Origin of the sequence: Nocardia sp. NPDC059228 (genome assembly GCF_042754245.1) — a bacterium.
GTDB lineage: Bacteria > Actinomycetota > Actinomycetes > Mycobacteriales > Mycobacteriaceae > Nocardia.
The window spans coordinates 51,040-68,086 of sequence record NZ_JBHZAL010000011.1; the positions used below are offsets into that span (position 1 = coordinate 51,040).

Annotated in this window: 10 protein-coding genes and 1 tRNA gene; 7 read left to right on the forward strand and 4 right to left on the reverse strand. The window is 69.4% G+C overall.

Annotated features, from left to right (window positions below; all coding sequences use genetic code 11):
- Positions 1-90: 90 nt before the first annotated feature.
- Positions 91-4,740 carry a glutamate synthase large subunit gene (gene gltB / locus ACFXKA_RS18690; protein ID WP_379428191.1) on the reverse strand — a complete coding sequence of 1,550 codons (4,650 nt, stop codon included), beginning with the start codon at positions 4,738-4,740 and terminating at the stop codon, positions 91-93.
- Between the two features lie 881 nt (positions 4,741-5,621).
- Between gltB and ACFXKA_RS18695 the strand changes: the two genes are divergently transcribed.
- Positions 5,622-7,472 carry a DUF4407 domain-containing protein gene (locus ACFXKA_RS18695; RefSeq protein ID WP_379428192.1) on the forward strand — a complete coding sequence of 617 codons (1,851 nt, stop codon included), beginning with the start codon at positions 5,622-5,624 and terminating at the stop codon, positions 7,470-7,472.
- A gap of 87 nt (positions 7,473-7,559) precedes the next feature.
- Here the strand turns inward: ACFXKA_RS18695 and ACFXKA_RS18700 are convergent, their stop codons facing one another.
- Positions 7,560-9,128 carry an MFS transporter gene (locus ACFXKA_RS18700; protein ID WP_379428193.1) on the reverse strand — a complete coding sequence of 523 codons (1,569 nt, stop codon included), beginning with the start codon at positions 9,126-9,128 and terminating at the stop codon, positions 7,560-7,562.
- A gap of 78 nt (positions 9,129-9,206) precedes the next feature.
- Here ACFXKA_RS18700 and ACFXKA_RS18705 point away from each other — a divergent pair, with 78 nt between their 5' ends.
- The 5 genes from ACFXKA_RS18705 to ACFXKA_RS18725 all read left to right on the forward strand — a co-directional run bounded on the left by ACFXKA_RS18705 (position 9,207) and on the right by ACFXKA_RS18725 (position 14,106).
- Positions 9,207-9,779 carry a TetR/AcrR family transcriptional regulator gene (locus ACFXKA_RS18705; protein WP_354847442.1) on the forward strand — a complete coding sequence of 191 codons (573 nt, stop codon included), beginning with the start codon at positions 9,207-9,209 and terminating at the stop codon, positions 9,777-9,779.
- Between the two features lie 75 nt (positions 9,780-9,854).
- Positions 9,855-10,730, forward strand: a complete 876-nt coding sequence (locus ACFXKA_RS18710; RefSeq protein ID WP_379428194.1) for a hypothetical protein — start codon at positions 9,855-9,857, stop codon at positions 10,728-10,730.
- The gene (locus ACFXKA_RS18715) at positions 10,727-11,812 is read left to right on the forward strand and encodes a DUF4129 domain-containing protein (RefSeq protein ID WP_379428195.1); all 1,086 of its coding nucleotides are present in this window, start codon (positions 10,727-10,729) and stop codon (positions 11,810-11,812) included. The genes ACFXKA_RS18710 and ACFXKA_RS18715 overlap by 4 nt, the downstream gene beginning before the upstream one ends.
- Positions 11,809-12,807: an AAA family ATPase gene (locus ACFXKA_RS18720; RefSeq protein WP_379428196.1), complete on the forward strand. Its 999-nt coding sequence runs from the start codon at positions 11,809-11,811 to the stop codon at positions 12,805-12,807. Before ACFXKA_RS18715 ends, ACFXKA_RS18720 begins: the two co-directional genes overlap by 4 nt.
- Before the next feature lie 3 nt (positions 12,808-12,810).
- Positions 12,811-14,106: a DUF58 domain-containing protein gene (locus ACFXKA_RS18725; protein ID WP_379428197.1), complete on the forward strand. Its 1,296-nt coding sequence runs from the start codon at positions 12,811-12,813 to the stop codon at positions 14,104-14,106.
- On the opposite strand, the gene ACFXKA_RS18730 is transcribed toward ACFXKA_RS18725, so the two are convergent.
- Positions 14,084-14,884, reverse strand: coding sequence for an RDD family protein (locus tag ACFXKA_RS18730; protein WP_379428198.1), 801 nt, complete (start codon positions 14,882-14,884; stop codon positions 14,084-14,086). The genes ACFXKA_RS18725 and ACFXKA_RS18730 overlap by 23 nt on opposite strands.
- A 74-nt stretch (positions 14,885-14,958) precedes the next feature.
- Here ACFXKA_RS18730 and ACFXKA_RS18735 point away from each other — a divergent pair, with 74 nt between their 5' ends.
- Positions 14,959-16,011 carry a stage II sporulation protein M gene (locus tag ACFXKA_RS18735; protein WP_379428199.1) on the forward strand — a complete coding sequence of 351 codons (1,053 nt, stop codon included), beginning with the start codon at positions 14,959-14,961 and terminating at the stop codon, positions 16,009-16,011.
- Between the two features lie 821 nt (positions 16,012-16,832).
- Here the strand turns inward: ACFXKA_RS18735 and ACFXKA_RS18740 are convergent.
- Positions 16,833-16,918: transfer RNA gene (locus ACFXKA_RS18740), tRNA-Leu, on the reverse strand.
- Positions 16,919-17,047 lie beyond the last annotated feature (129 nt).

A 17,047-nucleotide genomic window follows, 5' to 3' on the forward strand; every position in this document is an offset into this window, starting at 1 on the left:
ACGACAGTGGTGCTGCGTTGCACCGCCAGAGTGAGGTCAGCCACGTGCCGCCTTGAATGGTTACAGCGCCTCGTCGACATGAGTGCGAAGTTACCCACGCGCCGCCTCCATGATCGCCTCGTCGACATTCCGGCCGGCCTTCTCGGCCTCGGAGATGGCGAGCAGGACCTTCTTGTAGTCGCGCGGCATGACCTTCGCGAACTTCGTCACCTGCTGCGACCAGTCGCCCAGGATCTTGTCGGCGACAGCGGATCCGGTCTCGTCGCGATGCTGGACCACGATGTCGTGCAGCATCTGCGCGTCCTCGGCCGACAGCTGCTCGAGGTCGACCAGCTCGGTGTTGAGGTTGGCCTCGAAGGTGCCGTTCGGGTTGTAGACGTAGGCGATACCGCCCGACATGCCGGCGCCGAAGTTGCGGCCGGTCTCGCCGAGGATGACCACGCGGCCACCGGTCATGTACTCGCAGGCGTGGTCGCCCACACCCTCGACGACCGCGGTGGCGCCCGAGTTGCGGACGGCGAAGCGCTCGCCGGCCACACCGCGCAGGAAGGCCTGGCCGCTGGTGGCGCCGAACAGGATCACGTTGCCCGCGATGATGTTCTGCTCCGCGACGAACGCCTCCGGCGCGTCATCGGACGGGCGCACCGTGATGCGGCCACCCGAAAGACCCTTGCCGACATAGTCGTTGGCGTCGCCGATCACCCGCAGGGTGATACCGGCCGGGACGAACGCACCGAACGAGTTACCGGCGGAACCGGTGAACGTGATGTCGATGGTGTTGTCCGGCAGGCCGACTCCGCCGTAGAGCTTGGTGACCTCGTGGCCGAGCATGGTGCCGACGGTCCGGTTCACGTTCGTGATCTTGGATTCGAACTTGACCGGCTTGCCGCGCTCCAGCGCGTCCGCGGACTGCGCGATGAGCTCGTTGTCCAGCGCCTTGTCCAGACCGTGGTCCTGGTCCTTGGTGCGGCGGCGGTCCTGGAACATGAACGCCGTCTCGACGTCGTCCAGGATCGGCGACAGGTCCAGCTTGGCGGCCTTCCAGTGCGCCTTGGCGGCGGTGGTGTCGAGCAGGTCGACCCGGCCGATGGCCTCGTCCAGGGTCCGCAGACCCAGCGACGCCAGCAGCTCCCGCACCTCTTCGGCGATGTAGAGCATGAAGTTCTCGACGAACTCCGGCTTGCCGGTGAAACGCTCACGGAGAACCGGGTTCTGGGTGGCTACGCCGACCGGGCAGGTGTCGAGGTGGCAGACGCGCATCATGATGCAGCCCGAGACCACCAGCGGAGCGGTCGCGAAACCGTACTCCTCGGCGCCCAGCAGCGCGGCGATCATGACGTCGCGGCCGGTCTTCATCTGACCGTCCACCTGCACCACGATGCGGTCGCGCAGACCGTTGAGCAGCAGGGTCTGCTGGGTCTCGGCCAGGCCGAGCTCCCAGGGGCCACCCGCGTGCTTCAGCGAGGTCAGCGGCGAGGCACCGGTGCCACCGTCGTGGCCGGAGATGAGCACCACGTCGGCGTGCGCCTTGGAGACACCCGCGGCGACGGTGCCGACGCCCGGCTCCGCGACCAGCTTCACGTGAATCCGCGCCTGCGGGTTCGCGTTCTTCAGGTCGTGGATCAGCTGCGCCAGATCCTCGATCGAGTAGATGTCGTGGTGCGGGGGCGGCGAGATCAGGCCGACACCCGGCGTCGAGTGCCGGACCTCGGCGACCCACGGGTACACCTTGTGGGCCGGCAGCTGGCCGCCCTCACCGGGCTTCGCGCCCTGCGCCATCTTGATCTGGATGTCGGTGCAGTTGGTCAGGTAGTGCGCGGTCACACCGAAGCGACCCGAGGCCACCTGCTTGATCGCGGACCGGCGCCAGTCGCCGCCCTCCTCCGGCTCGAAGCGCGCCGGGTGCTCGCCGCCCTCACCGGAGTTGGAGCGGCCGCCGAGACGGTTCATGGCGATGGCCAGGGTCTCGTGGGCCTCGGCCGAGATCGAGCCGTAGCTCATCGCACCGGTCGAGAAACGCTTCACGATCTCCGACGCCGGCTCGACCTCGTCGATCGAGATCGGGTGCCGGTGCCCGGACTTGAACTTGAACAGACCACGCAGCGAGGCGAGACGCTCCGACTGGTCGTCGACCAGCTTCGTGTACTCCTTGAAGACCTTGTACTGGCCCGAGCGGGTGGCGTGCTGCAGCTTGAACACCGTGTCCGGGTTGAACAGGTGGTACTCGCCCTCCCGACGCCACTGGTACTCGCCGCCGACCTCGAGCTCGCGGTGCGCGCGCTCGTTGCGGTTCTCCAGGAACGCGACCCGGTGCCGCTGCGCGACCTCGTCCGCGATGTCGTCCAGGCCGATGCCGTCCAGCGGCGACTTCAGACCGGTGAAGTACTCGTTCACCAGCTCCTGTGCCAGGCCGACGACCTGGAACAACTGCGCGCCACGGTAGGAGGCGATGGTGGAGATGCCCATCTTGGACATCACCTTCAGCACGCCCTTGCCGGCCGCCTTGTTGTAGTTGTAGACGGCCTTCTTGTAGTCGGCCGCGAGATCGCCGGTGCTGCCCGGCATCCGCAGCGCGCCGCGCTCGAGCATGTCCTCGATGGACTCGAAGGCCATGTACGGGTTGATGGCCGCCGCGCCGAAACCGACCAGCATGGCCATGTGGTGCACCTCGCGGGCGTCACCGGCCTCGATGACCAGGCCGACCTTGGTGCGGGTGCGTTCCCGGACCAGGTGGTGATGCACCGCGGCGGTCAGCAGCAGCGACGGGATCGGGGCCAGCTTCTCGTTGGACTCGCGGTCGGACAGCACGATGATGCGCGCGCCGCCGTCGATGGCCGCAGAAACCTGACGCTGCACGGCCTCGAGAGCCTTGCGCAGCCCCTTGCCGCCCTTCTTGACCGGGTACAGGCCGTGGACCACCACGGACCGCAGGTGCGGGCGCGAACCGTCGTCGTTGATGTGGACCAGCTTGGACAGCTCGTCGTTGTCCAAGATCGGCTGGGTCAGGGTGATCTGGCCGCAGGACTCCGGTCCCGGGTTCAGCAGGTCGGCCTCCGGGCCGATCATGCTGCGCAGCGAGGTGACGACCTCTTCGCGGATGGCGTCCAGCGGCGGGTTGGTGACCTGCGCGAACAGCTGCGAGAAGTAGTCGAACAGCAGGCGCGGCCGCGCCGACAGCACCGCGATCGGGGTGTCGGTGCCCATCGAGCCGAGCGCCTCGCCACCGGTCTGCGCCATCGGCGAGACCAGCAGGTTCAGCTCCTCGGTGGTGTAGCCGAAGATCTGCTGACGGATCAGCACGCGGTCGTGCGACATGTGCACGTGCGGGCGGTCGGGCAGGTCGCTCAGCTTGGTCGGGCCCTCGTCCAGCCACTGCTGGTACGGGAACTCGGCGGCCAGCGAGGACTTGACCTCGTCGTCGCTGATGATGCGGCCCTGCGAGGTGTCGACCAGGAACATGTGGCCGGGCTGCAGGCGCTTCTTGTAGACGACCTTGGCCGGGTCGATGTCGAGCACGCCGACCTCGGAGGCCAACACGACCAGGCCGTCCTCGGTGACCCAGATGCGGCCGGGGCGCAGACCGTTGCGGTCCAGCACCGCGCCGACGACCGTGCCGTCGGTGAAGCACACCGAGGCCGGACCGTCCCAGGGCTCCATGAGGAAGGAGTGGTAGCGGTAGAAGGCGCGCTGCTCCGGGGTCATGGACTCGTGGCGCTCCCACGCCTCCGGAATCATCATGAGCACGGCGTGCGGCAGGCTGCGGCCGCCCAGGTGCAGCAGTTCGAGCACCTCGTCGAAGCGCGCGGTGTCCGAGGCGCCGGGGGTACAGACCGGGAAGATCTTCTCCAGGCGGTTGTTGCCCGCGTGGTCGGTGCCGAACACGTTGGAGTTCAGCAGCGCCTCACGCGCCCGCATCCAGTTCTCGTTGCCGGAGACGGTATTGATCTCACCGTTGTGGGCGACGCGCCGGAACGGGTGCGCCAGCGGCCACGACGGGAAGGTGTTGGTGGAGAAGCGCGAGTGCACGATGCCCAGCGCCGACTCGACCCGGTCGTCCTGCAGGTCCAGGTAGAACGCCCGCAGCTGCGGGGTGGTGAACATGCCCTTGTAGACGAAGGTCTCGCCGGACAGGCTCGGGAAGTAGACCGATTCCTTACCGGTCGCGCCCTCGCCGGCACCCGACTTGCCGAGCTCGTGCTCGATGCGCTTGCGGATGACGTAGGCGCGACGCTCCAGGTCCATGCCGGACAGCTGCTCGGCGCCACCCTTGGGCGAGGCGATGAAGATCTGCCGGAAGGTCGGCATGGCGTCACGCGACAGCGCGCCCAGCGACGACCCGTCGATCGGGACCTCGCGCCAGCCGAGGACCTCGAGGCCCTCCTCGCGCACGATCTTCTCGACGCCGTACCCGGCGCGGGCGGCCTCGCGGCGGGCCTGCGGCAGGAAAGCGATACCGGTGGCGTACGAACCTTCGGCGGGGAGCTCGAAGTCGACGACAGCACGGAAGAACTTGTCCGGGAGCTGGATCAGGATGCCCGCGCCGTCACCCGAGTTGGGTTCGGCACCGGCGGCACCACGGTGCTCCAGGTTCAGCAATGCCGTAATAGCCTTGTCGACGATGTCGCGGCTGCGGCGGCCGTGCATGTCGACGACGAATGCGACACCACACGCGTCGTGTTCATTCGCCGGGTCATAGAGCCCGATGGGTCCAGGGGACCTGTGGCCAGGAAGTTGCGTCATGCCTCTGCCTTCACAAAAAACAGGCCTTCGAAGAATGCGGCCTTCGTCGAACGCCTCCGGTCTGGACTGCGTCCGGACGTTCGGAGACCAGCGGCGCTGATGGTCACTCCGTGCAGTCAACTTTGCAGTTGTCCACCCGCTTCGATTACCTAGTCGGGTGCTCGGTGGTAACGGAACCCTTACGTCTTCGCTACACACCGCGCAGGTCTCGCCCGCTAGGCTGAGCACCGATCGGGCCTCTGACCGTATGGGGAGATATGCCGAATTGTGTAGTTCGGCGTAAGAGCAAACGATAAGTCAGGACTTGAGCCCAACCAACTTAGGTTGTACTAATTCCGGGTTCTAGCTGGGCTTCTTCATCGGTCCTCCAACACACGCGCGTTCTCCAGTGTAAGGCAGGGGTGCACGTGCGTTTCAGTTGAGTTCACCACTGCATCGCACGCACGCGAGGACTCCGGCCGGGCGGTCCAGCGCAGCTCCAGACTGCCTCTCACCTGCAATGAATCAGATTTCCCCACAATGGGATCCGGCAAACCGGGCATTGGCGGGCTAACTTTCCGGACAAGTTCCGTCGCCGCGGCGGCCGTCCGGGAGACATGGGCAGGTAACCTGCGGACCGTACGGAATTTTTCCTGAATGTGGGATTCAGCACACATTCAGCAAACCGTAAATCCGCCTTCCGGCCGCGTTTTCCGCGCCATCCGAGCCGGTCCGCAAGTGATCAACACCACGTCGCACGCCCGAAACGTGGCATTGTGAGCCTGACCACATCCCAGCCGCCGCGGTCGATGGAACAGGTGTACGCCTGTCACGCTGAGACAACGAATCAGCGACGGTTTCGAGAAGCCGAATCACCCGGGACTCAGAGGATGTGAACTCCCATGACCGTTCACCATGTCCCCAGGTCCGCCGGGCTCGGCGCCTTGCTGGTCTGGCTGGGCGGCGCACAACCGCAGCTCACCGACGGGCCCGAGCGCGGCGGCTACACCGTCACCGGCGCCGTGGTGGCGCTGTTCGCGGGCACCGCGGGCGCCGTCACGGCCGCCGCGACGGGAGCGGCGCGCTGGCCGGTCATCGCCATCGTGGCGGTCGCGCTCATCGCGACGGTCCTGATAGGGGCCATCGCCCGGGCGCTGGCCACCGCCGCCACACCCGATCGCCGGGAAAATCGCCGGGCGGTAGCCGAATTCGGCGGCCGCATCGCGGTGGCGGTGCTCGCCGGGGTGGTGATCGCCGAATTGGCCTGCACCATCCTGTTCTCCGGCACCGTGAACCGGCTGCTCGACGAATCCGCCCAGCACGCAGTGGAATCCGCGCCCGCCGTGGTCACCGCGCGCACCGAGCTGGAGCAGGCCAGGACCGATCGCACCGCGCTGGACCAGCAGATCACCAAGGCGCAGAACGACGTCACCAATGCGCTGATCATCGCGCGCTGCGAATTCAACCCGGGGGCGGAATGCCCGCAGAACATGATCACCCGCGTGCCCGGGCGCGGTCCCGAGGAGCGCACCGCCAACCAGATGCTCGACGACGCCCGCAACCAGCTCAGCGCCGCGCAGGGCAAGGTCGACGGGCTCGACGCCAAGGTCGCCGAGAAGGACAGGACCCTCGCGACGGCCCGCAAGGCCGCCTACACCGACGGCGACCGCGGGCTCGGGGCGCGCTGGGTGGCCATGAACGACTACACCACCGGACATTTCGGGCCGTTCGTGTTGCGGCTCGCCGTGTCCGTGCTCATGATCGTCCTGGCCCTGCTGCCGCTGCTGCTGAGGTGGTGGCGGGGTGAGACGGCGTTCGACCGCACCGTCGCGGTCCGTACCGCCACCGACCGCATCGACCAGGTCGCCGCCACCGCCATCGCCGTCAAACAGGCCGAGGTGCGCGTGGAGACCGAGAGCCTGCGCGCCGAACAACAACTCACCGCCGCGCGGCTGGCCGCACATGCCGACACCGCGATCGACCGGGAACGGCAGCGCACCCGCATCATCGCCGCCATCGGCAATTTCGAGATCGGCATCACCGAACCCGCCCAGCGCGCGATCGCCGAATTCGACAATGCCACCAGACATGAACTCCCCGCCGGCCCGGCCGGGGATCGAAAGGACAGCACCGTGTCCCAGGAGGGGATCGTGACACAGTCGCCGAACCTGCCCGCCCAGCTCACCTCCGGGGCCCTGGCCCCAGCACCGCAGGGTGGGGCACTCGTCCCCGCCGTGCCGGTCGAGCAGCCCGCGAACAAGGGCGGCGGGCTGGAACTTCCGATCATCGGGACGGTGCCGTTCACCGACACCGCCGCCCGCTGGATCCGTCCGCTGGTGCCGTCCTTCGTGGCCAATGCCATCGACACCGCCACCCACCCGCTGCGCACCGTGCGTCAGGCGTTCGAGGAGGCGGAGGAGATCACCTTCACGCTGCGCCGCACGCGCAAGGTGACGGTGGATTCGCAGGATTCGGCGCAGCAGCAGCACCAGCAGGCCTACGCCCAGCCGCAGTACGGCTACCTCCCGCAGGGCGCCCCGCAGCAGGTGCATGCCCAGCGGGTGGCCGCGAGCGTGGTGGATCAGCCCTACGCCCAGTACCCGTCCTACTCGGCCCTCCCCCAGGGGCAGGTGGTGGACCCCGGTTATCCCCTGCCCTCGGGTGCGCAGCACGATGCGCTGGCGGCACGCCGCAACCCCGAACTCGACTACCGCAGCCCGCGCGAACTGCCGCCGGGCAGGGGCCGGGAGTAGCCTTCCAAACCTGCTGTGGCCCGGAATGTTTCACGTTGAACACGGAAACATCCGGGCCACAGCCTTTTCGATGCCACAGCCTTTCGATCACGCCGCCGGCGACTTCCGCGTCGCCGATCGGTAGGCGACGACGGCGGTCAGGACCAGGATGGCCGCCGTGGAGGTGGCCGCCAGGTGGATGCCGCTGACGAAGGCGGAATGCGCCGAGTTCAGCAGTTCCCCGGCCGCGGGTTGTGGTAGGGCGCGGGCGGTTTCGATCGCGCCGCCCAGCGACTCGCGGGCCGCGTCCGCCTGGCCGGACGGGACGTGCGTCAGGTCCAGACCGTGGCGGAAGGCTGCCATGACGGCACTGCCCAGCACGGCGACGCCGAGGGCGATACCCATCTCCATGGCCGTCTCCGAGATGGCGGCGGCATTACCGGCGCGCGCCTCGGGCGCGGTGCTGACGATCATGTCGGCCGAGACCGTCAGGGCCACCCCCTCGCCCAGGCCGATCAGCAGGAAGCCGACGATGAACGGGGTCACCGAGCCCGAGGGATCGGTGGGCAGCAGCCAGTAGAGGCCCGCGCCGATCGCGACGGTCACCAGCGAGCCCGCGAGCACCGTCGCCGCATGCCAGTAGCGGACCAGCCAGGCCGCGGCCAGCGCACCCAGCATGGACCCGATGGTGCCCGGAATGAGCAGCAGACCGGCCGCCAGCGGCGACTTGCCGAGCACCAGCTGCAGGTACTGCGAGCCGAAGAACAGCACGCCGGCCAGCGCGAACACCGACAGCAGGTTGGTGAACACCGCGGCCCGGAAAGCCGGCAGCCGGAACAGGTCCAGGTCGATGAGCGGGGCGGACAGGCCGCGCTGCCGGCGCACGAACACCACACCCGCGACCACGCCGACGCCGGCGCTGATCAGCAGGTTCAGGCTCGGGCCGTGGGCCGCGAACTCCTTGACCGCGTACACGATCGGAATCAGGGCCAGCATGGACAGGCCGGCGCTGATCAGATCGAAGCGGCCGGGGTCGGGGTCGCGCGACTCCGGTACCAGGACCGGGGCCAGGACCAGCAGCAGCGCCATGACCGGCAGGTTCACCAGGAAGACCGAGCCCCACCAGAAGTGCTCGAGCATCCAGCCACCCAGCAGCGGGCCGAAGGCCGCGCCGGAGGCGGCCATGGCGCCCCAGACCGAGATGGCGAGGGTGCGCTGCCGGGCGTCGGCGAACATGGACCGGATCAGGCCCAGCGTGGCGGGCATCAGGGTCGCACCGGCGACACCCTGCAGAACGCGTGCGGCAATGAGCATCTCGGGGCTGACCGCCCAGGCCGCGACAGCCGAGGCCAGGGCGAAGCCGGCCGCGCCGATGAGCAGCAGGCGGCGACGGCCGATGCGGTCGCCGACGGTGCCCATGGTGACCAGCAGGCCCGCGAGCACGAACGAGTAGACGTCGATGATCCACAGCAGCTGCGGCGTGGTGGGCGCGAGGTGCGCGCTGATGGCCGGGACCGCCAGGTCGAGCACGGTGGCGTCGACGGAGATCAGCAGCAGCGCGAGCGCGAGAACGCCGAGCCCGGCCCAATCCCTGGGCCGGGCCTTCGGCGGCACGGCGGCGGGCTGCCGGTCGATGGTCACGGGTGTTCCGGAGCGTGCGGTCGCGTGGGTGCTCATGAGCTTTCTCTCTCGGTAGTGAACCGTCCAGACGGTACAGTAGCATCCTGAACCGTCCAGACGGTACAGTCAATTGTCGTGACCACACGCGATCCCGCCGGCACCCGCGACCGGATCCTCGACGCGCTCGAAACCCTGCTCCTCGACAAGGGCCTGTCCCAGGTGACCCTGGACAATGTGGCCGCCACCGCGGGCGTCTCCAAGGGCGGGCTGCTCTATCACTTCAAGAGCAAGGACGCACTGCTCGCCGGACTGCTCCGCCGCGTCACCGACCGGGCCGATCAGCAGGTGAGAGCCGCGGTGGCACAGGGGCGCTCGGTGGCCGAGTGGTATCTGCAGGCTCCGCATCCCGAGGACGACGCCGACGCCGTGGAGCTCGCCCTGTACCGATCGATGCTGGCCGCCATGCGGAGCGTCGACGCGCCGCAGGACGCCGCGCAGGCGGAGACCGACCGGGCCCTCACCGAGGTGATGGGGTCCTGGAAGACGGCCCTGGACAACGAGATCGAGGATCCGGTGCGGGCCGAGATCGTCCGCCTGGTCGGCGACGGCGTCTATCTGCGCGCCCTGCTGGGCCTGCCGCCGATCGAACCCGGGCTCTACCGCCGGGTCGTGGCCCGGCTACTGGAGACCGGCACACCCACCGCCTGACACCCGGGGTGCGAAGTTCGCCGCCCGGACGCGCATCGGGCGACCGAAGACGCTGGTCCGGATAGACTCGGCCGCGTGTTGCCGACCGCCGCCGACTCTGTCGGTTCGCCGACCGGCTCGGTGGGGGAACCGACTTCTACCGAACCGGTGGTTGTGCCGATTCGCCCGATGCAGTTCCGCGAACTGCTGGACCTCCCCTTCGCGCTGATCCAGGCGCGGATCAAGACCCTGGCGGGCCTGCTCGGCGTCGCCGTGCTGGTCGCCTCGGCGGTGGCTGTGGCGGGCACGGTGCTCGCGGCCGTCGCCAGCGGGAATTCCGACCGCGGCACCCTCTGGGGCGCGGTGCTGATCACCCTGCTGTGTGCCTGGTCGGTCCGCTTGTTCGTCCGCGGGGTGACCGTGCCGATCGGGTTGGCGGTCGTGTACCGCAGGCCGGCGACCTGGCGCGGGGCGCTGCGGCGGCTGGCCGCGGAAGCCGGTCCGCTGCTCGGCTATCAGGTGATGTACACGCTCATCGGTATCGGCGTGCTGGCGGTCGGCACTCCCCTGCTGTTCACCGTGCCGCCCGCGGTGATCTGGCTGGCCTGGCTGCGCGGGCGGCGATTCACGCTGGTGCCCACCATCTTCGATCAGTCGGCCACCTACGGCGTGGCGGCGCGACGCGCGAAACTGCTTGCGGGCGGGACGGAATGGCAGCTGGTCGGGCTGTGGCTGTACCTGCGCGGGCTGTTGCTCGTGCTGGTGGTGCCGCTGCTGGCGCTGCCGCAGTTCACCGCACAGTTCTCCGGCACCCGGCGCTGGACGGTGACGGTGCTGATCATCACCGCCGCCCTGCTCGTCGTGGCGGTGGCGGAGCTGGTCGAGTCCGCGACGCAGGTCGTCACCTATGTCGACCGGCGTTGCCGCCGCGAGGCCTGGGACATCCGGGTGCCCGGCGGGAGCGGCCGATGACCGGAACCGACCGGGCACCCGGGCCGGAGATCGCCGGTGCCGCGCCGAATCTCGCCGGCGCGGCACCGCCCGAGCCCGCCCTGGGTCCGGCCGCCGCGCACCTGGCCGCGGCCGAGGAGGCCGCCCGGCGCGGCGATTTCGGTGTCGCGCTGCGCGAGCGGTACCGCGCCGTCACCCGCGGGCTGGAGCAGCGCGGCATCCTCGACGAGGAGCGGGCGCGCACGGCACGGGAAACCGCGCGGGCCGCCACCGCGGCGGTCCCGGACGCGGGCGAACTGCCCTCGGCGGCACACAGTTTCGACGAGGTCGTCTACGGGGGCCGCTACGCCACCGAGGCGGAGTACCGGCAGCTGGAACAGGCCGACCGGTACTCGATCGCGCCGCCGCCCAAGACCGGCCCGGCCGAGATCACCGAGCGGCGACGGACCCGTAAGACCAAGGTCGCCAAGGAGAAGAAGGACCGCGGGCGCGCGGAACTGCCTCGGCTGCTGAAGGATTGGCGCTTCTGGGCCGCGGTCGTGGCCGTGCTGGCGGTCGTGGTGCTGGTGTACGTGCTCACCCATGCCGGGTCCGGGCCGTCGACCCCGCCGTCGCCACCGTCGAGTCCGCCGAGCCCGACGCCCAACCGGCCGGACGTGCCGCCGCCGAACTTCGGCGCGGGCAGCGACTCCATCTTCCAGCAGCTCCCGGGCTGGCTGGCTTTCGGCGGTCTGCAGTTCCTCATCGCCTGGGTCGCCGTGCTGTGGTGGCGCGGCCGCCGCCGCGGCGCCATCGTGCGCGAACCGCTGCCGGTGGAGGCCCCGGCCCACGAGCTGCTCGCCGGACAGGCCGGGCTGTACCGGAAATCCCGAGATCACGAGCACGTGGCCGCCAAACTGCGGGCGGCGTCGCTGCGCCGGCTGCGGCCCGCGCTCGGCGTCACCGCCGACGCCCCGGCGGAACTGGTGGTCGGGTCCATCACGGCCCGCACCGGCGCGGACCCGGCCGTCATCCGTGCCGCCCTGTACGACCCGGTCGCCGATCGGGTCGCACTGGAACTCGTGGCCGCACAACTCGAATGGATCGAAGCGGAGGTCTTGTGACCGAACTCTCCCAGGACGTCGTGGCCACCAACCACGCGCCCACCGCCCAGGACGCCCAGCAAGCGCTGCTGGCGCTGCGCGCCGAGATCGGCAAGGCGGTGGTCGGCAACGACCACGCCGTCATGTTCCTGGTGCTGGCGCTGCTGTGCCGCGGCCACGTACTGCTGGAAGGCGTTCCGGGCGTGGCCAAGACGCTGCTGGTGCGCGCCCTGGCCACGGCCCTGGATCTGGAGCACTCCCGCATCCAGTTCACCCCCGACCTGATGCCGGGCGATGTGACCGGATCGCAGATCTACGATCCGCACTCGGCCGAGTTCACCTTCCGCCGCGGCCCGGTGTTCACCAACCTGCTGCTGGCCGACGAGATCAACCGCACCCCGCCGAAGACGCAGTCGGCGCTGCTGGAATCCATGGAGGAGCGCCAGGTTTCGATGGACGGCGTGCCGCAGCCGCTGCCGGATCCGTTCGTGGTGGTCGCCACCCAGAACCCGATCGAGCAGGAGGGTACCTATCCGCTGCCGGAGGCGCAGCTGGACCGGTTCCTGTTCAAGGTGGACGTCCAATTGCCCGGCCGCGATGACGAATTCCGCATCCTGCAGCGGCACGCCGCGGGCTTCGACCCGCGCGATCTGAACGCCGCCGGGCTGCGCCCGGTGGCCGGCCCCGCGCACCTCGCGGCCGCCCGGGCCGCCGTCGCGCAGGTGGCCATCAGCCCCGAGGTGCTGGCGTACACCGTGGACCTGTGCCGGGCCACTCGCACCTCCCCGGCCGTGGCGCACGGCGCGTCCACCCGCGGCGCGACCGCGCTGATGGCGGCCGCGCGGGCCTTCGCCTGGCTGAACGGGCGCGCCTTTGTGACGCCCGACGATGTGAAAGCCGTTGCGACGACGGTGCTCCGGCACCGGCTGCACCTGCGGCCCGAGCACGAGGTGGAGGGCGTCACCGCCGAGGGCGTGCTGGCCTCGCTGCTGATGTCCGTCCCCGTCCCGGTGTAGGCCGTGGTCGTCACCGGCCGACTGGCCGCCGCGGCGGTGCTCGCGGCCCTGTTCGTCACGCTGGCGCTGCCCTCGTGGCTCGGTGTGCTGCTCGCCACCCTGGCGCTGGTCGCGCTGATCGCGGCCGACCTGCTGCTGCTGGGATCGCCGGGCGCGCTGGAGCTTTCGCGGGCCCCCGTCACGACGGTGCGCACCGGTCGCAGCATCGACGTGGAGCTGGCGGTGCTCAACGGCGGCGCCCGGCCGGTGCGCGGCACCCTGTGGGACGACTGGCCGCCCAGTGCGCACGCCCGCCATCGCACCCACGCCCTGAACCTGCCGCCCAACACCAGGATTCGGCTGCACACCGAGCTGACGCCGGACTATCACGGCGACCGGATGGCCGGCCCGGTGACGCTGCGTCTGCTGGGCCCGCTGGGCATGGCCGGCCGCCAGGTGCGGCGCGAGGTCCCGGCCCGGCTGCGCGCGCTGCCGCCGTTCCGCAGTGAGCGGCTGCTGGCCTCCAAGGTCCGGCAGCTGCAGCATCTGGAGGGCCGCAACACCACCACGATTCGCGGGCAGGGCACCGAATTCGATTCGTTCCGTGAGTATGTCGCGGGCGACGACGTGCGCACCATCGACTGGCGCGCCACCGCCCGCGCCCATGACGTGCTGGTGCGCACCTGGCGTCCGGAACGCAACCGGCATGTGGTCATGCTGCTGGACACCGGGCGGGTGAGCGCCGGCCGGGTCGGCGACGGCACCCGCCTGGACGCCACCATCGAGGCGGCCCTGCTGCTGGGCGGGCTGGCCGCCTCGGGCGGCGACTCGGTGGATCTGCTGGCCTACGACCGCCGGCTGCGCACCGAGGTGCGCGGCATCGGCGGAAAGCGCTTGCAGATCAAGCTGATGCACGCGCTCGCCGGGCTCGGGCCCGAACTGGTCGATACCGACTATCAGGGCGTGCTGCGCGCGACGCTGCAGCGCGCCCGCCGCCGCAGCCTGGTGGTGTGGTTCACCCATCTCGACGCCGCCACCGTGCAGGAGGGCCTGCTACCGGTGCTGCCGGTGCTGACCGAGCGGCATCGGGTGCTGGTGGTCACGGTGACCGATCCGGAGGTGGCTTCCGCCGCCACCCGCCGCTCCGGCCTGGACGACCTCTATGCCGCTGCCGCCGCCGAGAATGCCATCGCCGAGCAGGCGGTGGCCCGGGAGACGCTGCGCCGCATGGGCGTTCGTGTCATCGCCGATGCACCCGATCGGCTGCCGGAGGCGCTGGCCGACGAATACCTGGAACTCAAGCGGACCGGAGCGCTGTAACCGGCACGGCCGTCGGGTACTGCCGCACGAAGGGCGGCGGCGGAATGGCCCGCCGTTGCCGCTCGGCCAGCACCGCGCCCAGAATCTGCAGCGGCGGATAGCCGTTCGGCGGCGGCGTGCGCAGGCTCGTGCACACCGCGATGACCAGGGCGCGGCCCAACCGGTCCTGGACCTCCGGGGTCAGGGTGCGGAACCGCAGCAGGTACTGACGGGTCGACAGCGCCAATTCATCGGAGAGACCGGACAAATCGAGCTGCCGCGCCCAGCCCGCCAGCCAGGGCGGCGGCGCGGCCAGCGCGGCGAAGGGCAGCCGGCTGCGGTCGTGCACCACGACGGTGCCCGCCAGCACGTCCCCGACCCGCCGGGCCTGGGGTGAGCACAGCGACACCACGACGGCGATCAGCCCGGTTCCCATGATCCAGAAGTCGACGATCCCTGCCAGTCCGCGGGTGACCGCGTGCCGGAAGTCGATGGGCCCGCCGTCGGCGCGCACCACGCGCAGCCCGACCGCCATCTTCCCCACCGAGCGCCCGCGCGAAAACGTCTCGAACAGCACCGGATACCCGATCAGCGCGCTCACCATGGCCACCAGCACGGCGGCGTCGCGCCACGCGGAATCGGCGCCGATCCACAACAGCAGCGCCTCGAACAGCAGCGCCAGCACCGTTCCGATCACGGCCTGCAGCAGCAGGTCGAGCAGGAAGGCCGCGGCCCGCGTGGGGATCCGCGCGATCGGCAGCTCGACGGCCACGGCTTCGCCGGTGGTGAACAGTGCCATGAGGGTCGTCTTCCTCCGCCCCGTGGGATCGCGATGGATAGCATTCTGTCAGCGTCGGCGCAGGAGGGGTACTCATGGATCTGGACGCCTACACCTTTGTGCACAGGCCCTCCTGGGATCGGCTGGATCAACTGGCCTCCCGGAGCAGGCGGCTCACCGGCGCGGAGGCCGACGAGCTGGTGCGGCTGTATCGCCTGGCGTCGCAGCAGCTGGCCCGCCTGCAGACCCGCGAGGCGGATCCGGACCTCATTGCCGGGCTGTCGGCGGTGCTGACCCGGGCGCGGGGCCGGATACTGAGCGCCCGCTTCGACACGCCGCGGGAGATCGCCCACTTCTTCACGCACCGGTTCCCGGCCGCCGTGTACCGGGCTCGGCCCTGGTGGCTGTCGGTCGCGACGGTGTTCCTGCTCGGGTCGGCCGGGCTGGCCGCGTGGGTGGCCAGGTCGGAGGCCGCGCGCCGGCATCTCGGCCTGGACACGGATACAGATGCCTTGACGCGCCCCGGTGGCGAATTCGAGACGTACTACTACGAGCACTCGCACGACGCCTTCGCCGCCAAGGTGTGGACCAACAACGCGTGGGTGTCGGCCATGGCGCTCTTTCTCGGGGTGCTCATCCTGCCCTCTGTCTACCTGTTGTCCATGAACGCTGTGAACCTCGGCATCAGTGCCGGGCTGATGGCGGGGGCGGGGCGGCTGGGCCCGTTCTTCGGCTGGATCCTGCCGCACGGAATGCTGGAGCTCACAGCCATTTTCGTGGCCGGCGGGGCGGGTCTGCAGCTGGGCTGGACGCTGATCGATCCGGGCCGGGAGAGCCGCCCGCAGGCGCTGGCGCGGCAGGGCCGGGCGACCGCGGTGATCGCGCTCGGGCTGGTGGGCGTGCTGCTGGTGTCGGGCTTCCTCGAGGGCTTCGTCACACCCAGCGGACTGCCCACGGCGGCCCGGGTCGGCATCGGCGCTTTGGCCGAACTCGGTTTCCTGGCTTACGTATTCGGGCGTGGCCGCGGTGTGGTGCGGGAGCAGGAGCGCATGCGGTCGGAGCGGGCAGCGAGCGATCACCCGGAGCACATCACGGGCTATTCGATCGAGAAGGGTCCGGAACCGGTTACAGGAGTGGCGACTTCGTAGTCGCAGTACCGTTCGGATTGATTTCCACTGGCCGCAGCGAGTCCGGCTCAGCTGCGGCCAGCGTTGCCGACGACTCTACACAATCGTTATGGCTACGCAACCTCCGACTTGCCCACCGGACGTATAAGGCGACCAGGCGAAACACCCTTTCCCAGTAGGGAACCCGACAAGATCGCTAATTCCCGGCATACGCTTTGCGGGCGGTCTGCGGAGGTGTCCGAAACTATCCCAGCGGTCGCGTTTCGAGACCCCTTTCGAACCCTGGCGCGCCATGCCTTTCGCACCCCGTCGGTTGGTTTGCCAAAAACTCGCAAATTTTCCGCTCACCATCGGTTCAACCCGCGTTAAGCTGGCGTTTCGACCCAGCTCAGGCCGATTGCCCACCGATCGCCCAGGATCAAACAAACCTCAAGTTTGTTTCGAATGGCTTTCGCTAAATGATCATCAGGCATAACTGGACTGTAATCGGGCGCATACCCAAGTTGGCATCTTCTGGCAAACGATTTTCGCCCTCGCGAAGGCCCCGAAACGCCCGCTGGCAACGCCTCCGGCGGGTAACCCCGAACAGGGTGTGCGATCTTCGTCACATCCGTTGTGACCAGCGGCTTTTCGAGTCTCGCTGAGTGGAACCCACACCATGCGGATTCGCGCCGCGACCCCGCCCGCGCGAGCCGGCGCCGGGCGCCACGCTCATGCCGATCCGACATCACATTCCCGGCCCGGACACCGCACCCGGGCAGCAGTACGCCGAACCCGGACATAGAAGAACCCCGGACATGGAAGAAGGCCCCCGATCCGATTCGGATCGAGGGCCTTCCTCGTGGTGGGCGAGGGGGGACTTGAACCCCCACGTCCTTACGGACACTGGCACCTGAAGCCAGCGCGTCTGCCATTCCGCCACTCGCCCTGAGCGACGGGAAGAAACGTATCACGGGGTCTGCACCAAAACGAAATCGCCTGGTTATCGGGGGTGCGGAGGGGTGATCACGATCCACGTTCGACCCGGGAACCTCGGCTCGCCGCCAAGAGTTACAGG